An 18,799-nucleotide genomic window follows, 5' to 3' on the forward strand; every position below is an offset into this window, starting at 1 on the left:
CACTCCTTTATTAAATAGGAGCGGCATAAGACTACTTATTTTCTGCTTGTTCCCTCAAAATATTACCAGCCAAAGCATACAGAACAGCATACGTAACAAAGTGGGACGAGTTATCATTCGTATCTTGTTGCGGATAAACTTCCACATAGTCCATGCCACGAATCCCTAGCTTTGCAAATTCGTGAACAAGCTCTAAAAGTTCATAGGATGTTACTCCATTACCGTCTACCGGCCCACCTGGATTGAAAGCAAAATCCAGTACATCACTGCAAATACTTAAGTAAACTGCTTCGGTATCTTCACTGGCAATATCATATGCCTTGCGGGCAAGTTCTGTCAGATCGGTTCCGGCTTTTCTAATCTCTCTGACAGAAATCGTTGTTGCTCCGACTTCATCTGCATATTTACCTGTTTCAGGCTTATTGCGTGGCCCGTGAATTCCCATGTGTACAATGCTTTCATTCCGCACACTCTCACTTTCATAGATGCGGTGGAACGGTGTACTGCGTGCATAAAGATCACCTTCGTAATCCGGGTGATTATCGTAATGGGCATCTAAATGAATAATACCTACTTTTCCATCAACTTCCTCACTTAACGCTTTCACAATCGGATAGGTAATCCCATGGTCCCCACCAAATGCAACAGAGAATTTGCCGGTTTTCCATACGTCAGATGCAAAATTTTCTATTCTTTTCATTGTTTCCAGCGTATCAGCCGGAACAACATCAACATCTCCGAGATCACCAATCTGATAGTGACTCAGTACATCCATATGGTTAAGCTCAGGTAAATAGCCCGAATAACGAGCAGAATTTAACCGGATAACTTTTGGTCCAAGCTCACAGCCGGTATAGTCACCCCAAGTGACTGCTCCTTCCCATGGTACGCCATAAACGAGTACGTCCCTATCGCTGTAATTTTTATCTACTAGGCTGACTTTCTTACCGCCTAAGTAACAAGGTGTATTGCCGTATATTTTTTCTGTCATAACATTTCACTCCTATAATTATTAAACACCTGCAACTTTGTCGTATTCATCCTGCATTTCTTTTGTAGGTCCTTTTCCAACAAGACTAAACACAACAATTGCAATACTTGACAAAATAAATCCTGGTACCATTTCATAAAGTTCTGAGCCTGTTAGTGGCCATAGAAATATAGTGACCCCACCAACAATGATTCCAGCCAGAACTCCATTTCGGGTTGTTTTTCTCCAAAATAGTGAAAATAAGATTGCTGGCCCGAAAGTTGCACCAAAACCGGCCCACGCATATGATACAAGATCGAGTACAGAACTGGTTTCGTTCCATGCAATTGTCAGTGCGATAATTGCAATTACCAATACCGAGATTCTTCCCACCCATACAAGTTCTTTATCACTTGCTTCTTTCCTTAAATATCTACGGTAAAAGTCCTCTGATAAAGCACTGGATGAAACGAGCAATTGAGAATCAACCGTACTCATAATGGCAGCCAATACAGCTGCAAGCAGAAACCCGGCAACCCACGGATTATAAACAACCTGAACTAACTGAATAAATACCTGCTCTGAATCTGCCAAAGGCTGGTCAAAGGTGACTATCCCCAGCATACCAATGATCAATGCACCATATAACGGAATGACAAGACCTAGAGAAACGCTGATGAGACGTGCTTTTCTGACTTCTTTATGAGAACGAATTGCCATAAACCGTGCCAATATATGCGGCTGTCCAAAATAACCAAGTCCCCAAGCCAATGCCGAGATAATACCTACAGCGCCAATCGCACCGGCAGACTCCCAAAGCACTCCATTAGGCTCATCATAGGATGTACCTGCAAATGCATCGATTAAACTCGTATTGATAGAACCCAATTGATTAAACAGTTCCCCAAAACCACCGATTTGAATCAGCCCATAGATGGAAGTGAAAAGTAAGGCCGCAGACATGAGTGCACCCTGTATAAAGTCCGTATAACTAACTGCCAAAAAGCCACCTAAAAACGTATATGCAACAATGATAATTGCTCCAATCACAAGTGCCAGGTGATAATCAACTTCAAATGTACCCTGAAATAATTTTGCACCTGCTACAAGACCAGAGGCTGTGTAGAACAGAAAAAATGCCAATATAAATAATGCGGAAATAACCCTTAATAAATGGGAATTATCACGGAACCGATTTTCAAAAAATTGCGGCAGTGTAATCGAATCATTCGTATACTCTGTGTAAATCCGCAATCGTTTGGCAACATATTGCCAGTTAATCATGGCACCAACTGCCAACCCAACAGCAATCCACAAACTCCATTGTCCAAGACCTGCTGCATATGCCGCACCCGGCAATCCTATCAATAACCAGCCACTAAAATCACTTGCTGATGCAGAAAATGCGGTGACCCAGCTGTTTAGCTTACGTCCGCCAAGCACATAATCAGATAACGTATGTGTCATTCTGTATGTAATGATTCCAATGGTTATCATAACCGCTAAATATCCGATAAATGTTATGAGTGTTGGATTCATGTTTCATCACCCTCCTTATCCGTGAAGAAAGTGATAACTGCCCAGACTACCAGCAATGGCATCGGGACTGCAAACCAAAATAATGTCCAGCCGTCAAGTACAAATTCTCCCATACTATACCCCCTAATTTTTCTGTTTTCATCCTTCTCCTTTATACATACGAAAATTTAATAACAGTATAACTGAAAATTTCATTTTATTAAAATATTAACTCCTTGAACAATCAAATATTTCACTATATTCGACAAATAGAGACCACTTTTTATCCGACTTTATCACTAGTTCATTTTTGCTATATGTTTGAAATATTATTTCATAATATAGTCTATTTGAGTGATGGACAATTTTAATAGAATGCTATAATGAAAGATAGAATTCAATATATACGATGAATTCTGATAATAAATATAAAGGAGGTTACTGATGAAAAAACGTTTTGTTTACATTGTGTTTACAGGTTTACTTGTAATCGCAATTATGATTATCACTGGAACACCGGTACTTGCCAAAAAAGATATCCATCCGAATTTTTCCTGGGGAGATCCCGGAGCCTCATCCCCTGTATTGCATCCCGGCTCTGCAAAAGGGGCTGGAATGATAGAGGAACCTTTAATGGACATTAACCCTTTAATGGAATCAATGATTGAAAATGGGACATTCCCAGGTGCTGTCACTTTTGTAGCCAGAAAAGGCCATATTGTACAGCACGAATCGTATGGACACGCATATTTATACGAGGATGACCAAGGCAATATGACCGATGATCCAATCGCAATGTATGAAGATACTATATTTGACCTTGCATCCATCAGTAAAATTTTCACATCAACTGCTGCGATGATTTTATATGAACAAGGGATGTTTGAACTTGATGATCCTGTCGCAGAATACATTCCGGAATTTGCCGAGAATGGGAAAGAAAGTGTAACGATTAAACAGCTTATGACCCACACATCAGGATTTACTGCCTGGATTCCGCTTTATACAATCGGAAATGATCGTGAAGAAAGACTGCAATACGTTTTTCAATACCAACTTAACAACACACCAGGATCTACATACACATACAGTGACTTAAATATGATTACGTTAGGAGCGCTCATCGAACGTCTGTCTGGACAACGCCTTGATGAATTTGTATATGAAAATATAACAAAGCCATTAAAAATGGACGACACAATGTACAACCCCGAATCATCATTAAAACACCGGGTTGCGGCCACTGAATATCAGCCATGGACGAACAGAGGACTAGTCTGGGGTGAAGTTCATGATGAAAACGCATGGTCACTAGATGGTGTTGCAGGTCATGCCGGTGTTTTTTCAACTGCGAGTGACCTCGGAAAACTTGCGCATATGTTTATTAATGAAGGACGGTATGGCGGAAAACAAATCCTTCAGCCTGAAACCGTTGAACTGTTAGTTGAGAACCAAATTCCTGAATTCCCGGGAAATGATCACGGGTTAGGATGGGAGCTTTCACAAGCGTGGTATATGGATGGGTTGTCCGGTTCAACGTCAATAGGACATACAGGTTATACAGGAACTTCACTAGTAGTCAACCTGGAAAACGATACAATTGCTATTCTGTTAACAAACCGCGTACATCCATCCCGTCAAACGGTGACAACAAATGTTGCCAGACGAGAGTTGGCCAGGCTTGTAGCAAATGCCATACCTGTTGCCACTCCAAATGGTGAAGATGCATGGTATGCGGGCCATGGGGATAATTTGGAAAACCGTACATTGACGGTAGAAGTTAACCTTGAAGCTGATGCGACACTTACCTACGATACATGGTACCGAATTGAAAATAATTGGGATTTCGGTTTTGTAGAGGTATCAAGTGATGGGGATAACTGGAATACTGTAAAGGACGCCTATACTGGAAGCAGCACGAATTGGCTGACAGAGCAAGTTACCATCCCAGCCGAAACGACACAGATTCGCTTTCGATACCAGACCGATACAGCAGGTAATGAACGCGGATGGTATGTAACGAATCTCAAACTCACAAATTCTGCAAACGAAAATCTGCCGTTTGAAATTACCAGCAACGGATGGATTGAACGGAATTATTAAAATCGATTGAAGGAGAAGGAGGAATATGATGAAATTTTTTCGAAAAGCTCCATTTATTTTAATGACGATTGTTATCCTTACGTTAAGCAGTTTCACTTTCACAGTTGGAGGAACAACCTTTGCGCAGGAGAATAATAAGGATGACTTGATTATTTTTCAAAACATACCCGAAGCAGCAAGTGAACCAGAAGATGGACAACTAGCGTTAAGTGCTTTAAAAGTCTATAGTGACGGGCATTTTACAAAGACATCGGAAGGTTTAAGTTGGGAATCAAAAAATAAAAATGTCGCTACAGTCGACGAGAATGGTGTCGTTACTTTCACCGGACAGAACGGCCGCTCGTTCATTACCGTAACAGACGGCCATTCATCAGATAAAATTGCAGTGCAAAAGAAACATTCTGAGTATCTTGTTACAAAAGAAAAAGGAAATCGCTACAACGTCATTGAGAATGCAATTGATGGCATGACAATTAATGAAAAAATCGGTCAAATGCTTATGCCTGATTTTAGAAACTGGAACGGACAGAATGTAACTGAAATGCTTCCTGAGATTGAACAGCTTGTACAAGAGTACCATTTGGGCGGTGTCATTTTATTCGCTGAAAATGTTGTCACAACTGAACAAACTGCTCGTTTAGTAGCAGATTATCAGGAAGCCAGTGAGAAGTATGGGCTGCTGCTGACCATTGACCAGGAGGGCGGAATCGTTACTCGTCTTCAATCAGGCACACATATGCCCGGGAACATGGCTCTTGGAGCAACACGTTCAGCGGAAACTGCCGAAAATGTCGGACAAGTAATCGGTGAAGAATTGAACGCCTTGGGAATTAACATGAACCTTGCACCGGTACTTGATGTAAATAACAATCCAGATAATCCGGTTATAGGAGTACGTTCTTTTGGCGAATCACCAGAGCTTGTCGCTGAATTAGGAACCGCTTATATTAAAGGATTGCAGCGTACAGGTGTCGCAGCAACCGCTAAGCATTTCCCTGGTCATGGCGATACAGCTGTTGATTCTCATCTTGGTTTACCAGAAGTGCCACATGACAAGGAACGCTTATTAGAAGTTGAGCTATACCCTTTCCAAAAGGCAATGGAGGAAGATATCGATGCAGTTATGACTGCACATGTTACCTTCCCAAAAATTGATGATACGAAAGTAATCTCCCAAAAAGATGGCACAGAAATTTCTTTACCAGCCACTCTTTCGCATAAAGTTTTAACTGGTTTGATGCGTGAAGAAATGGAATATGATGGCGTCATTATTACAGATGCCCTTAATATGGCGGCCATTGCTGAACATTTCGGTCCGGTTGATGCCGTTATCCGCTCTGTAAAAGCCGGAACAGATATTATTCTAATGCCGGTTGGTCTGGAAGCGGTTGCAGAGGGGTTGCTTGAAGCAGTGGAAACAGGAGAAATAACAGAAGAACGGATCGAGGAATCTGTAAATAGAATCTTAACGTTAAAAATAGAGCGCGGGATCATAAAATCGGAAAATCCCCAACCAATCGATGAAGTAATCGCAAACGCTGAACAAGTTGTCGGATCCGACCAACATAAGCAAGTGGAAGCAAATGCTGCCAACCAATCCATCACACTCCTTAAAAACAATGATGTATTACCATTTCATTTTTCTGATGAAGAGAAAATCGTAGTAATCGGTAATACGTTTATTAGCGGTTTATATGACGCAGTAAGGAATTATCACGAAAATACTGATCTTTTGGTTGCATCTGGCCCATTAAATGAAAGCCAGTTGGATCAACTCGAAGATGCAAGTACAATCATTGTCGGATCCTATACCTTCAATGTAAATGGAAGATCAGCAACAAGTGCCCAAATGCAAATGATCAATCAACTGATTGAACATGCCGATGTCCCTGTCGTTGGTGTAGGAATTCGTAACCCATATGACATCATGGCATTTCCAGAGATAGATGGTTATTTGGCACAGTATGGATTTAGACCTGCTAGCTTCGAAGCATCAGCGGCAACCCTTTTTGGTGATAACAATCCAACCGGAATTTTGCCGGTAACAATCCCGGATCAATCTGGTGATGTATTATTTGAATACGGTTTCGGACTATCCTACTAATCATAAGGAGTGTGTGATAAATGAAAAAATCTCTAATCCTGTTGTTGACAGCTGTACTCGTTCTAAGCTCCTTATCTGCGGTATTCGCGGATAAGGAAAACAATGGTAAAGGCAAGGGCAAGGGCAACGAAAAGCAAGAACTGAAACTAGGTGTCGATATTTTACTGGAAGATCAAAAGGATTTGATTGAAGGAAAGCGGGTCGGTTTGATTACAAATCCAACTGGCGTGGATCGCGAGTTAAACAGTATTGTAGATTTACTGCACAATGACCCTGATGTTGAACTGACAGCACTCTATGGCCCTGAGCATGGTGTACGTGGTGATGCCCAGGCAGGAGAATATGTGGAATTTTATATGGATGAAACAACTGGGTTACCAGTTTATAGTTTATATGGTTCCACAAGAAAACCAACACCTGACATGCTGGAAGATGTCGATGTGCTCATTTTTGATATTCAGGATGTAGGAACGCGCTTCTATACGTACATTTATACAATGGCATATGCAATGGAAGCTGCACAGGAAAACGGAAAGGAATTCATCGTACTCGACCGTCCTAACCCATTAGGTGGCCAAAAAGTGGAAGGTCCTGTGCTCGACCCGGATTATGCCTCTTTTGTAGGAAATTATCCAATACCTTTACGACATGGCATGACAGTAGGAGAATTGGCAGCGTTTTTCAATGAAGAATTTGAAATCCATGCAGATTTAACTGTCGTCGAAATGGACGGTTGGAAACGCAATATGTACTATGATGACACAGACTTGGAATTTGTTCTTCCATCACCAAACATGCCAACACTTGATACAGCTCTTGTGTATCCAGGAGCCGCTTTGATTGAAGGTACAAACTTATCGGAAGGGCGCGGAACAACGAAGCCATTTGAATTCATTGGAGCACCATTTGTCAATAGTACTGAATTTGCAGCAGCTTTAAATGAATTGGAATTGCCTGGCGTAATATTCCGTGCAGCATCCTTTACACCTTCCATCTCAAAACATGCTGGCACACTTAGTCATGGTATCCAAATTCATGTAACAAACAAGAAGTCCTACAAACCAATTGAAACTGGACTTCATATTGTAAAAACATTACATGATATGTATCCGGAAGACTTTGAATTCCGCCCAGAAAATAGTGCAGGAATCTCATTCTTCGATAATCTGATAGGCAATGGCTGGATTCGTGAAGCGATCGAAAATGGAGAATCTGTTAAGGATATGGAGATAGAATGGAAAGAAGGACTCAAAGCGTTTAACCAAGTTCGTAAAGATTATCTGATCTATTAAGGTTCTTTACTTCATATTTATTGATTTGTACGTTTCACAGTTGATTTAAAAAAGACGTAACTGCTATCTTTGCAAGATCTCTAAGTTGGTAATGGAAACAAGTTACTTCGGCAGCCACAGCCCGCGAACCGTAAGTGTATTTTTCCCTGAGCGGTCGCTGAAGATATTTATCTTACGTCGCAGAGTAACCTCCATCCACTCTTGCTAGTAAATAGTCTAAATTACAAATCAATTTAAAAATGACATCCCAACATTACCTGGGATGTCATTTTATCTGTACATACATTTTAACCCTTGATAGCTCCCTCCGTCATTCCCTGCGAAATCCGTCTCTGGAAGATCGCATAGAGGATAATAACAGGTAGGATTGCAATTACAAGACTGGCAAAGAGGGTTCCCCATGCATTCGTATACTGTGCTTCGCTACTAATATAGTCGATTGCCAATGCTAATGTATAATTACCGCTCGATTGCAAGAAAATCAATGCCATAAAATATTCATTCCAGAATTGGATGGCGTTCATGATTGTGACGGTAATGATCCCGGACATCGTAAGCGGCGTTATAATTTTCCAAAGCACACCATATGGTGACAGTCCGTCAATTGCTGCTGCTTCTTCGAGTGAATTAGGGATCGTACTCATGAAGCTTGTCAACACAAAAATCGTAAATGGAAGCTGACTGACTGCATACACAATCGCCAATCCATAAATATTATCCAATAAATTCAAATCTGCCAACAGGAAGAATAACGGAATCCATCCCAATACCATCGGAATCATCATGGCTGATACATATAACGTAAATAATAGTTTACTGCCCTTGAAATTAATTCTCTCAATGGCATAAGCTGTCGGAATGGCAAGCACCAACGTTAATATCGTGCCAACTACGGTCACTATTAAACTATTGAAAACACTCGTATCTATATTATAATTTGTCCATGCGTTGGCAAAGTTTTGCCAATTGAGTGTTTCCGGGAACCCCCATGGATTACGGTATATTTCTGCGTTTGATTTAAAGGAACCGAGGAACATCCAAAAAATCGGATATAATACGGCAATTGTCCATAAAATTAGCGGAATCCTTATCCCTGTCCTACCTAAAATCTGACCAACACTGCGTTTCAAGCGTATTCCTCCTTTACATTTCCCTATGTTTGGATGACTCTAATACTCTACTTTATCCCTACGCATTAAGAATTGTAAAAGTAGTACAGTGATTAGTGAAAGTACAAGAATCATAACCCCAATTGTTGCCCCGTAACCAAAGTTATATTGAACGAATGCCTGCTGATAGAGATAGGAACCCATAACATGTGTTGAATTATTAGGTCCCCCTGCAGTCATTACCTGCACAATTACGAAAGAACCATTCAATGTTGTAATAACGATGTAAAGGATGGAAATTTTTATTTGGGGCCATACAAGCGGCAACGTAACCTTCCAAAATTGCTGCCATTGATTTGCGCCATCTATTTCAGCGGCTTCATAATAGCTTTTTGACACGTTCGAAATCCCACCCATAAGCATTAACATGAATAAACCTATACCTGCCCAAATAGACGGTAGCACCAGACTTGGCAATGCCCATGTTTCACTCCCGAGCCATGGCCTCGTCCAACTTTCCAATCCGATAAATTCCAACCCCGAGTTAATCAGTCCCATACTTGGATTATAAATAAACGTCCAAAGGATACCGATAACGACGACGGACATTATATTCGGAAAGAAAAATACAATTCGGTAAAATGGAGCTTCTTTTATTTTTAGCTGGGTTAATGCCACTGCAAAAAATAACGCTAAGACCATTATTCCAATTACCTTTGTAACAACAAGAAAATAATCATGAATAATTGTATTGGGGATTATTGCGTCATTAAATAATCTTATGTAATTACCTATTCCTATAAATTCTTTATTTTGGGAGGATCCCGACCAATTAAAAAAAGAATAGTACAAGCCACTGAACAAAGGATAAAGCGTAAATATAGCGAACATAATAAACGTCGGAACGAGGCAAAAGGCCAGAAATGTATATTTTTGTTTTTTGGACTGTACCATTCGATCACCCTTTCTCTTTAGAAAACGAGGCATATGCCTAAACCTTTGGGAGAATGTCTTCCGTACCCGTTTGCATCTAGGTAAGTTCATTCTAAAATAGGCGTATGGAACATAATGGCGTCAATATACCATCATGTTCCATACTGACTTCAGTTAATTAATTACGATAATCAGCTGCTGCTTTCTCAGCTTCTTCCACAAACTCTTCTGCAGTCATATTCCCTAACATGAGGGACATTAATGCATTTCCAATCGGTGTTTCCAAATCTGCACTCATTGGATGTGGTTTCTCGTAAATCTGAACTTGCTCCGGATCATTGATCATCGCATTTGCTTCTGTTAAATAACCTGGAACATTCTCATTTTCTGTTAAGTCAACCTCCGTAATGTTCATAATAGCACCGGTATGCTCAGAGAATGCCATTGCATATTCTCTTGTGAACGCAAATTCTACAAACGCTTTTGCAGCATCTGGATTCTCAGCATTTTCCGCTATGGCCAATGGTCTCAAATCGGGAACAATAGCAAACGGCTCACCAGGATCCTGCATTGGAGATGGAATAAATCCGAAATCGAATCCATCAGGAATATCATTGGCCATTTCATTTGGTAACCAGAACCCAACAGGAATAAATGCATTATCATGTAACAGGAAGTTCATTTGGGATTGTGTATGGTTTAATGCACCCAATCCTGAATCAAACATACCTTCCTCCTGCAGTCTCTCAACTTTTTTCATTGTTTCAAGTGTTGCATCACTCGTCCATGCCCCTTCCGCACCAGTTATGAGATCAGCCAGCAATTCTTCACCACCAGCTGCAGCAAATGCAGGGAAAAGCATTCCACGAAGGAAGTAGTATGGATGTTGCCCACTAGTTACGAGCGGGTCAATTCCTTCCCCTTCTTTAATTTCTTCCATCGAACTCATAAAGCTTTCAAAGTCAGTTGGCACTTCATACCCTTTTTCTTGAAATAAGGCTCTGTCATACCAGGTTCCCCATGTATCAAATACTAATGGCAGTGAATAAATTTCCCCATCGAATTTACCAGGCTGCACGATAAAGCTATCAACCAGCTTATCTCCGCCTTCTAGTTCAATTCCTTCCACCCATTCTGTTAAATTCATTAATTGGCCATCTTCAACCATTTGTGTTTCACTTGATCCCGCTCCATCAATGTACACGACATCAGGTGGATCATTTGAAATCCAGCGCGAACGCATTTCATCGTTAATATTCGGACCTGCATGTTCAATCACATTGACATCAGGATAAGCTTCTTTAAAGTCGGCTATTACTTCCTTCCACCAGGAATCCCCATATCCACCTACAAAATATTGGATTTCAAGATCTCCTGAAATTCCACCTTCTGTAGCCGTTTCAGGACTTCCACCTGTTTCGGCTGCATCCTCTTCGACTCCATCATCTCCATCTGCATTATCATCTGATGAGCATGCAGCAGCAACAAGTGCAACCATCAACAACATGGCTATCCATAAAAAGCGACGATTTTTAAATAACTTGTTCAAAATAGTAACCCCCTTTTATTTTTGTTCATATTATATGAAACACATTACTAGCCAAATTAAACCAGTAATGGAGTTTCCTAATCTAATTGGTCATGGAAAGAATCTATCGCGGTTCTTGCATAACCATGACAGTTGGCCAACGCATCTTTTGCTTCCTCGAAGGTTACCCCAGCCTTAATCATCACAATTGCCGGTTTAACTTCATGGTTTGTCTGTTTTAATACTTCTTCTGCAACATCATAAGGAACTCCTGTAATCTCGATAATATTTTGCTTAGCTCGTTCCTTAAGCTTATAGTTACTTGCATGAACATCTACCATCAGATTTTCATATACTTTACCAAGCTTTACCATGGTTGTTGTACTGATCATATTTAAAATCATCTTATGCGATGTCGCTGCCTTCATTCTTGTTGATCCGGTCAGAATTTCCGGTCCGACAACTACTTCAATCTCACAATCTGCAAATTTACTAATCACAGAATCTTTATTGCATGAAAGTGAGATGGTATATGCTCCAAGATTGCGTGCATATTTTAAAGCACCGATTGGATATGGGGTTCTTCCGCTTGCAGTAATCCCAATGACTACATCCATTTTTGTGAGATTTCTCAACTTTACATCTGCTGCCCCTTGCTCTTCATTATCTTCTGAACCTTCTACAGCTTCAAAAAAGGCATCATTTCCGCCTGCCATAACTGTTTGGACCATTTCTTTCGATGTCATAAAAGTTGGTGGACACTCCGAAGCATCCATAACGCCCAGTCTGCCACTAGTACCGGCCCCAACATAAAAAAGGCGACCACCATTAGAGAGAGCGTTTACAATTCGATCTACAGCCGTTTCCACTTTTGGCAGGACCATTTCAACAGCGTCAGCTACCTTTTTATCTTCTTCATTAATTAAATTCAGGATTTCAATTGTAGACATGCGATCAAGGTTCATACTATTCGGATTTCTTTTCTCAGTAGTAAGATTGGATAGTTCCATATGTATGCGGTTCTCCCTCATCTTTTTAATTTTATTCTATTTGGTCACAAAATAATAGCTGAAAAGTGGCTAATAAAATAATTTTCTTAATTTTACTTCATTATAGGTTTACTGAACTATTTTGTCAATATTTCATTTTATTTAAGAAATAATATTTCAATTGTCGCTTAGTTACACGTATTCAGGTTGGTAAGTTTAAACTTTTCTATGAAAACAGGAACTTATAAAACAGGAATAAAATGGGTACATATAACCATTTTATGACCCATTTATTCAGGTTAATTTCTATTTTCTTTTTTTATTATAGATGATTGCATCGTATCCCATAAATAAAGTGAAAAGCCATTTCACTTTCAGTCTTTTAAAAATGAAATGGCTCCTCTTGTTCTATCTAAATGTTTAACTGTTTCCTCGTATTGAACAGATGCCAGACACATAAATAATATATCAATCACCTGCAGTTGAGCAATTCGCGAAGAAGTTGCTCCGCTTCTTATCTTTGCTTCTTTTGCTGCAGATGTATGCAATCGAATATCTGAAAAATTCGCTACGGGTGAATTACCGTATTTTGTAATACTGATTGCAGTTGAATGATTATGTTTGGCAAGCTTTAATAGTCTGACAACTTCTTCGGTCTTTCCTGAATAAGAAATGCCTACGACCACATCATCCGGGCCTTTATTTGCAATAGATGTTGCTGCCATATGTACATCAGAAAAGGCATATGCATTCTTGTTTATTCTCAAAAACTTTTGTTCGGCGTCTTTTGCAGCAATATAGGATGCTCCAACTCCGAAGAAAATAATCGACGGCGCTGATTCCAGAGCTTTAACTGCTTTCTCAAGATTCGTTTCACTCATAATATCAGCAGTCTCTTGAAGTGTCTGAATCGTATTCGCGGTAACCTTATCAATAATATTTTTAAACCCTTCATTCGGTTCAATATCACGGTATTCCGTTACAGACTCTTTTTGGAGATCACCCGCTACCCTTATTTTCAACTCCTGAAAACCACTAAATCCCAATGATTTACATAAACGGATAACAGCCGCGCTGCTCGTTTTACTTTTTTCACCGAGCATCAATGCCGTTAATAGAATCGATTCCTCAGGGTTATTCAGGATATACATAGCTATTTTTTTCTCGGAAGGTGGCAAACTATTCACCATTTCCTTCAATATAACGAGACCACCTTTAATATGCGACATTATTTCACCTTCTCAACTACTAGATTGTATGAATCAGATTTTGTATTATGTCATTGGTTGGCTTCTGACCGTTCATAAGATAAGCACCAATCACTGAGCCCCCGACCGGAGGGAGTTTCGGTAGGATAACATCCAATTCCGGAGTGTTGTGCAAACTCTCTTTAACTAATTCCGATATGGATTTCTCACTGAACAATCCACCGCACAAAACTACCTTAACTTTATCATTCTTTGGAAATAGTTTCCGATGTAATGTTTCTATATGATGGTTTAATTCACGAACAACATTGCCGATAATTCTTTTTGCCACTTCATCCTGGTTTAGGTATGCTTGAATAACTATTTTCGAAAGGGCAGAGATTTCATTCTTCGGACTTTGTGATCCATATATTTTTCGAATTAAAGCCTGTGCATCATTCACAGCAAAATAGGAAAATACCAGTTGGCTCATGATCGTATCAGGTCCTCTTCCATCATATGCTTTTAACACTTGTGCAATTCCCTGTCTGCCTATATCATACCCACTGCCTTCATCCCCTAATAAATACCCCCAGCCTCCAACACGGTCATGTTTCATGTTGTTGTTAATACCATACGTAATTGACCCTGTTCCGGATATTTGGACAATCCCGGCCTCACCGTATGTACCGGAGTAAAGCGCATTGACCGAATCTGGTTCAACACGAATCGCCGCACCTGTTGGTACATGAGGCAGAATCGTTTCCTTTAGTAGTTTTCTGTTTTCTTCACTTCCTGCACCTGCAATACCGGCATATATATGGGTTATATGTGTAACATTGCTTCCTAACTGCTCCTCCAGATTTTGAAACAATTCCTGAAACGTATTCTCAAGTTCATTTACTGTCAAGGTATTTGGATTTGTTGCTCCAACTTTAGCGCTTGCTGCAATTTTCCCCTCGCTGTCAGCCACGGCAACCATCGTCTTAGTGCCACCACCATCAATTCCCAATACATATGTCAACCCTATGTCCCCTCTCTATTTTTATGCCATGCTTCTACACTATATAAATTAATGTTGATAAACAATCCATTAACTGAAATTTTATTTTAAATTGACTATAAAAGCATGAGGAAATAGTATTGATATTGAAATACTATTTTATAATCATTCTCAATGCTTGCTCTGCAAATGCTTCACAACGTTCTATGTCCTTCTTGTCTGGCTCAAGTTCCACTTTCAACCTGTGCGGCACAAGTGTTACTCCAAGTTGTTCAAGTCGATCTCCCATAAGTTCAATCGATTCACAAAAAACATCGTAGAAAGTCTCTCCTGAACCAAATACGCCCATTAATCGGCCGGTAAGATTTACATCATCCAATTCATCGTAGAAATGTTCTGCTTCAAATGGAATCTGCCCATCATCACCAGAGTGTGTTCCGATAAGAACCAAATCATATTCAAGCAACTCTTTCACATCTATTGTATCGAATTCAAATGATTTCGATACGACCTCATCGGAGCGATTTTCAAGATAGGAAACCATCGCATCCGCCATCATCTCCGTATTACCCGTTGTACTTGCATAAAGTATAAGCACCTTGTTCATCGCCATTGCTACCTCCACCTTCACCATTATCTATCTCTATTTTACCGATAATGATAATCATTTTCAATTAAGTGGAAAAATTAACCTGTAAACTTGTACAAATGAACTAGGTATCACTCCCCAATTTTTGTCGAAATAAAAAGAGCCTTAGATTGGGCTCTTTTTTGGGTTCCGCATGCTTACCGAATCGCGACATATAATCTTATGTGGAATAATGATGCGCTTGGCGGGTTCATCCTTATTTATTGTTTTCTCAATTAGTGCTTTCGCGGATTGCGCACCTAACTCATAGATTTGTATATCAATTGTAGTAAGTGCTGGGCGGGTAATTTCTGATAAATAGACATTATTAAAGCTTACCAGTGAAATGTCCTGTGGGACGCTAACCCCTGATTCCTCCAGCATGCTCAGCACACCCAGACTCATTAAATCATCGCTGACAACAATACCGGTCGGTCGACTTTCCAATGCAATCAGATCCTCTACTGCTTCCCTGCCCCCGGATTTCAAAAATTCAGTGTGTATCTTATATTCCTCTAGTACTTCCAGTCCTGCTTCCTTCAATGCCTCTTCATAGCCAGCTTCCCGGTCCAACGTAACAAACAAATCTTTTGAACCGCCAATAAAAGCGATTCTTTCGTGACCCTGATCGATCAGATAGTTTGTTATTTCTTTTCCTGCACGGTGGTTATCGTTATCCACATGTGTAATTTCATTGATATTTTCATATGGTTTACCGACAATTACGTATGGGAATTCGTTATCCCGTAGAAAATTCATCACACGGTCGTTAATTCTTGAATAAAGTAAGATAACTCCATCAACATAGCTTCCATAAACCATGCGTTGAACCTCTTCAATAATCTCTTCCTCAGTCTGACCGCTTGATAGCATCATCGAATACTGCATGCTGTGTGTCACAGAACCGATTCCCCGTAAAATCTCTGGGAAAAACGGATTTTGCAGTGCTTTATCGGCAGATGATGGTAGAATCACACCAATTGTCTTCGTCGATTTAGCCACCAAATTGCGAGCACTGATATTCGGATGATAACCAAGTTCCTTCATGGACTTTCTGACTTTTTTTTTCGTTTCCGGACTTATTCTTGGGTTATCAGCAATAACCCTGGATACCGTAGAGGGCGATACACCTGTTGCTTTTGCTACATCTTTTATTGTGACCATTTTTATTCACCCACTAATTCTCTCAATTTTCACAAGCCTGTCTTTGGCTTAGTAACCATATTACCATATTGTGCTTTTCTTTTATCAAACATATTCTAAAGACCAGGCAGTGAATTTAACCTTTCGTTGCTCCCGCTGTTAACCCCGATATCAGATAACGCTGAAGAAGCAGGAATACAAGGGCAATCGGAACTGCAATTAAAATGGACCCAGCTGCAAAACGTGTAAAGTTAGTTGAAAATTGATCATTTATAAAGTTATACAGACCAAGCGCCAATGTAAAATTATCCGGACTTGTCAATACAATTCGCGGTAAAAGAAAATCCATAAATGGAGCCATAAAGTTGAATAATGCAACGACCGCCAGGATTGGCTTGGCAAGTGGCAGCATAATTGTCCAGAAAATCTTTAAATGTCCAGCACCATCCATTTTTGCAGCCTCATCCAATTCTTTCGGGATTGTATCAAAATATCCTTTAACCAGCCATGCATTAAACGGGATTTGTCCGCCTAAATAGATTAACATTAATCCGTATAGTGAATCTGTAAGTCCGATCGTATTCAATAGAATATATAGTGCTACCATTCCCATTAATGCAGGGAACATTTGAAGCAGCAGGAACATATACAATCCATACTTTCGGCCAACAAACTTATAACGCGAAAATGCATAGGCAATTAGTGAAGTAATCACAACTGACCCTAATGAATTAACTACTGCAACGTATAAGCTGTTTTTATACCATGTCAAATAATTACTGTTTGGGCTTGTAAATAACCACTTATAATGCTCCAATGTCGGATTACTTGGAAACATATCTGTTACAAGCATGTTTGAGCCCGGATTGAGACTCATCATGAGTGCCCAAAATAGTGGATAGCCTATGATAATAAACATGATGAGAAAGAATAAGTATATGAACGCTACCTCTATTCGTGATTTACTTTTGCGTGACATAGCCATTAGTAACGTCCCTCCTCTTTAAATGACGCTGTTTTTCTGAATTGAAAAAAGGCAAATATGGAGATGACTAGCCCCATGATAATCGTAATTGCCGCAGCCATATTGTAGTTGTTTGTTTCAAACGTTAATTTATATACCCATGAAATTAAAATGTCTGTTCCACCTGCATTTTGACCACGTACAGCAGGATTCCCCTCATTGAATAGATAAATAATATTAAAGTTATTAAAGTTTCCTGCATATTGCATAATCAATAATGGTGCGGTTGCGAAAAGCAAATGTGGCAATGTAATATGACGAAACTTCTGGAATCTTGATCCACCATCAACATCAGCTGCTTCATACATATCCTGTGGCACACTCTGCAATACGCCTGTAAACAAGGCAAATACAAATGGAAAGCCTAGCCATGTTTGAATCATGATCAATGCAACCTTTGCCCAGAATGGATCTGACAACCAAGGAATCATCAGCTCAAATTGACTTAAGATATCTCGATTTATTGCCCCAAATGTTGGGTTAAATAGTGCTGAAAAGATTAATATAGATACAAAAGCCGGTACAGCCCATGGCAATATGAGAACCGTTCTAATTGTCCGTTTAAATTTTATTCGTTTATCATTGACCAACAGCGCAAGGAACAGTCCAAGCCCTATTTGAAGTGATGTGGCGACAACGGTCCAAACAACGGTCCATGTAAATACACTCAAGAATGTATTTTTCCACATATCAACACTTGCCAGTGCACGAAAATTATCAAATCCGACCCAGCTCAGTAAATTACGTGGCGGTGCATTATATTGGTTATAGTCTGTAAATGCCAGACTAAGCATAAATAGCAGTGGCAACACGACAACAAATAGAAGCATAAGCAATCCAGGCAAAATCATAAAATAAGGAAAACCTTTATCATAAAAATCAGTCATTCCTCTTAGTAACGTTGGCTTTGGAAGCCCATTTTCCCGTGCAATAGCATCTTTCCGAGCATCGTTAATATTAAAAATATAAATGGCAAGCCCAAACGCAAGAACGATTAAAGAAATCAAGCCCTGGATCAGCAACTGGATTGAATGATGTTCGCGCGGTATCGTTCCTAGAGTGACTATTCCCCAAATTCCTATATCGATATAATTCCAAGTTGTAACCAAAAATGAAAACGTAATAATTAAAAGAATAATTCCTTTAAGAAAACGACGATTATATAATTGACCCAGCCCCGGAATGAAGAGAGACAAAACAGTGGCTATATTACGAGGACGGCCAATACCTGATTTCCTATGTTGTTTTTCATCAATAGACATCTGCGT

General features: G+C 39.8%; 15 protein-coding genes. 3 read left to right on the forward strand and 12 right to left on the reverse strand.

The window, feature by feature from the left end:
* Positions 1 to 31 precede the first annotated feature (31 nt).
* On the reverse strand, positions 32 to 991 hold the full coding sequence (locus MN204_RS06380; RefSeq protein WP_249870272.1) for an agmatinase family protein: 960 nt from the start codon (positions 989 to 991) through the stop codon (positions 32 to 34).
* Between the two features lie 21 nt (positions 992 to 1,012).
* Positions 1,013 to 2,509 carry a sodium/proline symporter PutP gene (gene putP / locus MN204_RS06385; protein WP_249870273.1) on the reverse strand — a complete coding sequence of 499 codons (1,497 nt, stop codon included), beginning with the start codon at positions 2,507 to 2,509 and terminating at the stop codon, positions 1,013 to 1,015.
* Positions 2,510 to 2,932: 423 nt separating this feature from the next.
* Here putP and MN204_RS06390 point away from each other — a divergent pair, with 423 nt between their 5' ends.
* Genes MN204_RS06390 through MN204_RS06400 form a run of 3 tightly spaced genes read left to right on the forward strand, consistent with a single transcriptional unit; the run spans position 2,933 to position 7,987 of the window.
* Positions 2,933 to 4,591, forward strand: coding sequence for a serine hydrolase domain-containing protein (locus MN204_RS06390; RefSeq protein ID WP_249870274.1), 1,659 nt, complete (start codon positions 2,933 to 2,935; stop codon positions 4,589 to 4,591).
* A gap of 25 nt (positions 4,592 to 4,616) precedes the next feature.
* On the forward strand, positions 4,617 to 6,695 hold the full coding sequence (gene nagZ / locus MN204_RS06395; protein ID WP_249870275.1) for a beta-N-acetylhexosaminidase: 2,079 nt from the start codon (positions 4,617 to 4,619) through the stop codon (positions 6,693 to 6,695).
* 20 nt (positions 6,696 to 6,715) lie between these two features.
* The gene (locus MN204_RS06400; RefSeq protein ID WP_249870276.1) at positions 6,716 to 7,987 is read left to right on the forward strand and encodes an exo-beta-N-acetylmuramidase NamZ family protein; all 1,272 of its coding nucleotides are present in this window, start codon (positions 6,716 to 6,718) and stop codon (positions 7,985 to 7,987) included.
* A gap of 287 nt (positions 7,988 to 8,274) precedes the next feature.
* Here MN204_RS06400 and MN204_RS06405 read toward each other — a convergent pair whose 3' ends face one another.
* From MN204_RS06405 to MN204_RS06450, 10 genes are all read right to left on the reverse strand, one after another.
* Entirely contained in the window at positions 8,275 to 9,117 is an 843-nt protein-coding gene (locus MN204_RS06405; RefSeq protein WP_249870277.1) for a carbohydrate ABC transporter permease, read from the reverse strand.
* Between the two features lie 39 nt (positions 9,118 to 9,156).
* A complete protein-coding gene (locus tag MN204_RS06410) occupies positions 9,157 to 10,050 on the reverse strand; it encodes a carbohydrate ABC transporter permease (protein WP_249870278.1) in 894 nt (297 codons plus the stop codon).
* A 157-nt stretch (positions 10,051 to 10,207) separates the two neighbouring features.
* Positions 10,208 to 11,578: an ABC transporter substrate-binding protein gene (locus MN204_RS06415; protein WP_438804687.1), complete on the reverse strand. Its 1,371-nt coding sequence runs from the start codon at positions 11,576 to 11,578 to the stop codon at positions 10,208 to 10,210.
* 77 nt (positions 11,579 to 11,655) lie between these two features.
* A complete protein-coding gene (gene murQ, locus MN204_RS06420; protein WP_306798613.1) occupies positions 11,656 to 12,588 on the reverse strand; it encodes an N-acetylmuramic acid 6-phosphate etherase in 933 nt (310 codons plus the stop codon).
* Between the two features lie 332 nt (positions 12,589 to 12,920).
* Entirely contained in the window at positions 12,921 to 13,775 is an 855-nt protein-coding gene (locus MN204_RS06425) for a MurR/RpiR family transcriptional regulator (RefSeq protein WP_249870280.1), read from the reverse strand.
* A 19-nt stretch (positions 13,776 to 13,794) separates the two neighbouring features.
* A complete protein-coding gene (locus MN204_RS06430) occupies positions 13,795 to 14,757 on the reverse strand; it encodes an N-acetylglucosamine kinase (RefSeq protein ID WP_249870281.1) in 963 nt (320 codons plus the stop codon).
* 133 nt (positions 14,758 to 14,890) lie between these two features.
* Entirely contained in the window at positions 14,891 to 15,349 is a 459-nt protein-coding gene (locus MN204_RS06435) for a flavodoxin domain-containing protein (protein ID WP_249870282.1), read from the reverse strand.
* Positions 15,350 to 15,490: 141 nt separating this feature from the next.
* Positions 15,491 to 16,528 (reverse strand): LacI family DNA-binding transcriptional regulator, encoded by a 1,038-nt coding sequence (locus MN204_RS06440; protein ID WP_249870283.1) that lies wholly within the window; start codon positions 16,526 to 16,528, stop codon positions 15,491 to 15,493.
* Between the two features lie 115 nt (positions 16,529 to 16,643).
* Positions 16,644 to 17,486, reverse strand: a complete 843-nt coding sequence (locus tag MN204_RS06445; RefSeq protein WP_249870566.1) for a sugar ABC transporter permease — start codon at positions 17,484 to 17,486, stop codon at positions 16,644 to 16,646.
* A gap of 5 nt (positions 17,487 to 17,491) precedes the next feature.
* Positions 17,492 to 18,793 carry a carbohydrate ABC transporter permease gene (locus MN204_RS06450; RefSeq protein ID WP_249870284.1) on the reverse strand — a complete coding sequence of 434 codons (1,302 nt, stop codon included), beginning with the start codon at positions 18,791 to 18,793 and terminating at the stop codon, positions 17,492 to 17,494.
* Between the last annotated feature and the right edge of the window lie 6 nt (positions 18,794 to 18,799).

It is taken from the genome of Oceanobacillus saliphilus (assembly GCF_023522835.1).
In the GTDB taxonomy this organism is placed as follows: domain Bacteria; phylum Bacillota; class Bacilli; order Bacillales; family Amphibacillaceae; genus Oceanobacillus; species Oceanobacillus saliphilus.